This is a genomic window from Streptomyces sp., from assembly GCF_036566765.1.
Classification (GTDB): Bacteria; Actinomycetota; Actinomycetes; order Streptomycetales; family Streptomycetaceae; genus Streptomyces.
In genome coordinates this window covers 1-3,654 of sequence record NZ_DATCVQ010000456.1, presented here as the reverse complement: position 1 = coordinate 3,654, position 3,654 = coordinate 1, and the positions used below count along the sequence as shown (strand labels likewise).

Below are 3,654 nucleotides of genomic sequence, written 5' to 3'. Positions count from 1 at the left end.
CCCCTCCGTCTGCCTCAAAGCCCTGCGCATGCGCCGCGCCCAGCAGCTCGGGGACCGGAAGGCGGCCGGGGAGCTGTGGCAGGACACCCGCGGGCTCGTCTTCACCACGAAGTACGGCACCCCGATCGAGCCGGGGAACCTGACCCGGATGTTCGCCCTGCGGGCCCGTCGCGCCGGCGTGCGTGTGATCCCGCTCCGGAACACCCGACACACGTGCAGTTCGCTCCTGGTGGCCCTCAAGGTGCACCCGAAGATCGCACAGCGCATCCTCCGGCACTCGCAAATCGCCATGACGATGGAGGTCTACGCCGAGGCGAGCGAGGAAGAGGTACGGGCCGCGATCGGAAAGCTGTCCGACGCCATGGGCGGCACCACCGGCTGACAGCAGTCGGCGCGGTTGCTGTACTTCGCTGCTGTACGGCACAACGCAAGAGGCCCCGGACTCATCGTCCGGGGCCTCTCACCTGTGTGCACTCGGCAGGATTCGAACCTGCAACCTTCTGATCCGTAGTCAGATGCTCTATCCGTTAAGCTACGAGTGCTTGTTTTGTTTTCGTCTTCGCTCCCCGGCCTTTCGGCCCGCTCGCGGCGACAGGAAGAACATTACATGACTGCCGCCGCCATGTGAAATCCATTGGCCGCACCCCTTGTGACCTGCGAAAACGCATCCACGGGCCTGGATCGTGGTCCGGGGAACGCACGAAGCCCCGGCCGTGGGGCCGGGGCTTCGGGGTGGTGGCGGAGGCGGAGGGATTTGAACCCTCGATGGGCTTTAAGGCCCAAACCGCATTAGCAGTGCGGCGCCATAGACCGGACTAGGCGACGCCTCCTCCGCACCGTCGCGCGGGCGCGAGTGGTGCGTGCAGATGATGACACAGCCGAGTGGGGTGTCACCAATCGCCTCCCACCGTACTAGGCCTCCCGGCCGCAGGGCAAAGCTCTCCGCTTGCGCAACGAACGGGCGTGCGGAGCGTTAGAGCTGTCGGAGTCGGCGCGTTCGTCGCCGGCGACCGCACCACCCGCCGTACCTCCCGGGAGTTCGCATGCTGCGCCGCCTCGTCCTCACCACGGCCACCGCCGCCCTCGTCTCCGCCGCCGCGCCCGCCGCCGGCGCGCTCGCGCTGCCGGCCGTCGGCCTGCCGCCGCTGCCGCTGCTCTCCTCCACGCCGGACCGGCTGACCGTGACCGTGAGCAAGAGCGCCGACCCCGCCGCCAACGGGACCTTCGAGCTGGAGTGCCGGGCCGGCGGGGCGAGCGGGAACCACCCCGCCGCCGAGGACGCCTGCGACCGGCTCGGGAAGCTCGCCGGTGCGGGCCGGGACCCCTTCGCGCCCGTCGCCTCCGACCGCATGTGCACCCAGCAGTACGGCGGCCCCGTCGTCGCCCGGATCAAGGGCACCTGGCGGGGCCGCAGCGTCGACGCGCGCTTCAGCCGGGCCGACGGCTGCGAGATCGACCGCTGGCGGAACCTGGAGCCGGTGCTGCCCAGCGTGCGCCGCTGACCCCGGCGGGGGCCGTTCGCGCGCCCCGGCCGTACATACGTACGTCGGGTCCCTCCGGGGTGCGGCGCGCCCGTCCTCTCACCCGTCCCCGCAGGTCACGGTGCGGATCGTGTGCCGATGCCGTACGTCCACCGCACACAACCTCACGAAGTGCTCCCCCGCATCCGCCGTCGCGCCCGCCGCCCCAGCCCTTAGACTCCCTCCGTGACAGGCTGCGGCCCGAGGGGCAAGATGGGGCCCGCCGTTGCAAAGGCAAGGCAGTGGGTCAGGGAGGAACCGTCGTCGTGAGCAGCAGGCCATCCCGAGGCGCTGCTCGCCTTGCAGCCATACTCGACGCCCTCCCCGACGGCCTCGTGCTCGTCAACTGCAACGGCACGGTCGTCAACGCCAACACCATCGCGCTCGGCCTCTTCGAGACGCCCGGCACCGCGCTCGTCGGGCGCGGGCTGCTCGATCTCCTGCCCGAGTTCGACTCCCGGCTCATCCCCGGCTCCATGCGCCGCCCGGAGGGCACCGACGACCGGGGCCGCACCAAGCCCGCCCGGATGATCGCGCGCCGCACCGACGGCAGCGAGTTCCCGGTCGAGGTGACCAGCGCGAGCCTGGAGGACGGCCGCGAGGCCTACGACTCGTACAGCTCCTACACCGGCGACGAGCTGCTGATGCTCGTCGTCCGCGACCTCACCGGCACCGTCGACACCGAGGCCGAACTGGCCCGGTCGCAGCGGCAGACCGAGATGATCCTGCGCGCCGCGGCCGAGGGCGTCGTCGGCACCGACACCGACGGGCGGGTCGTCCTCGTCAACCCGGCCGCCGCGCAGATACTCGGCTTCCGCGCCGGCGACCTCGGCGGCAAGGAGCTGCACCCGCTGATCCTGCACTCGCGTGCCGACGGCGAGCCGTTCCCGTACGCCGAGTCGCCGCTCGCCGACACCCTCAAGTCGGGCCGCAAGCACCGGGTCCGCGGGCAGGTGCTGTGGGCGAAGAACGGCTCCCGCGTCCCCGTCGACCTCACCACCGCCCCGGTCCGGGACGGCGACCAGCTCGTCGGCGCGGTCATGACGTTCACCGACCGGCGGCCGTACGAGGAGCTGGAGGAGCAGCGGACGGCCGAGATCACAGCGCGCGAGGAGCGGCACACCGCCGAGATCGCGGCCGCCGAGGAGCGCGCGGCCGCGGAGGTCGCCGAGCGGCAGGAGCTGCTGGAGGCGCAGGAGAAGCGGTACGCGGAGCTGGCCGCCCGGTACGAGCAGCTGACGTCGCTGCTCGACGGGTCGCTGCGCGGTCCGCTGGACGAGCTGCGCGGCGAGCTCAGCGGGCTTGCGGCGGACGACGCCGGGCAGCTGTGGCCCGAGGCCAACCAGCTTCTGCACCATCTCGCCGCCGGATACGGGCGGATGACGACGCTCGTCGACAACGTGCTGGGGTACCAGCGGCTCGACAGCGGCGCGGAGGAGCTCACGAAGGCGGTGGCGCTGCTCGACGGCGTCGTCACGGCCGGCATCGACGGCGCGGTCGAGCTCATCGGGCCCGGACGGGCGCAGTTCGCGGTGCACGCGCCGCCGATCGAGGCCGAGGTGGACGCGCCCCGTCTGGTGACGGCGCTCGCGCACCTCGTCGCGGACGTGGCCGGGGTCGACGCGACCGGCAAGTCCACGATCGCCCCGGCGGCGGGCGGCGGCTACGTCGACTCGACGATCGTGGTCGCGGCGGCGCAGCGCGGTGACGTCGTACGGATCGAGGTGCGTGGGCCGTCCGCCGGTGGCGACGCGGTGCACCAGCCGGTGGTGCGGGGCATCGTGGCCGCGCACGGAGGCGTGCTGCAGACGCACGAGGTGCCCGGGATGAGCGGCAGCGCGTACGTCCTGGAGGTGCCGCTGGGCGCGGGGCGGGGCACGGTCGCCGCGGCCCCCGAGCCCGAGGAGCCGAAGGCGGCGGCGCTGCCCGCGCAGCAGAGCGGGGACACCACCACCGGCGGCGGCCGGCGGCGCGCCCGCCGGGCGTCCACGGACGCGTTCCTGGAGAGCCCGATGGTCCCGGAGGGCGACGGGCCGAGTGGGCGTAGGCGCGCCGGTACGGAGGAGGCGCCGGCGTCGGCCGAATTGATCCCGGCCCAGAACGCGGGCGCGGTCGAGCCCACGGGCCGCCGGCG

General features: G+C 72.9%; 3 protein-coding genes and 2 tRNA genes. 3 read left to right on the top strand and 2 right to left on the bottom strand.

Annotated features, from left to right (window positions below):
- A partial coding sequence (locus VIU94_RS27165) for a tyrosine-type recombinase/integrase (RefSeq protein WP_331915056.1) occupies window positions 1–382 on the top strand: 382 nt, incomplete at its 5' end.
- A gap of 87 nt (window positions 383–469) precedes the next feature.
- On the opposite strand, the gene VIU94_RS27160 is transcribed toward VIU94_RS27165, so the two are convergent.
- Together VIU94_RS27160 and VIU94_RS27155 are read right to left on the bottom strand one after the other, a co-directional pair.
- Window positions 470–542: transfer RNA gene (locus VIU94_RS27160), tRNA-Arg, on the bottom strand.
- A 194-nt stretch (window positions 543–736) separates the two neighbouring features.
- Window positions 737–830 (bottom strand) — tRNA-Ser (locus VIU94_RS27155).
- Window positions 831–1,043: 213 nt separating this feature from the next.
- Here VIU94_RS27155 and VIU94_RS27150 point away from each other — a divergent pair.
- A complete protein-coding gene (locus VIU94_RS27150) occupies window positions 1,044–1,502 on the top strand; it encodes an SSI family serine proteinase inhibitor (RefSeq protein ID WP_331915054.1) in 459 nt (152 codons plus the stop codon).
- Between the two features lie 284 nt (window positions 1,503–1,786).
- The coding region (locus tag VIU94_RS27145) for a PAS domain-containing protein (RefSeq protein ID WP_331915052.1) at window positions 1,787–3,654 on the top strand (1,868 nt) is incomplete at its 3' end.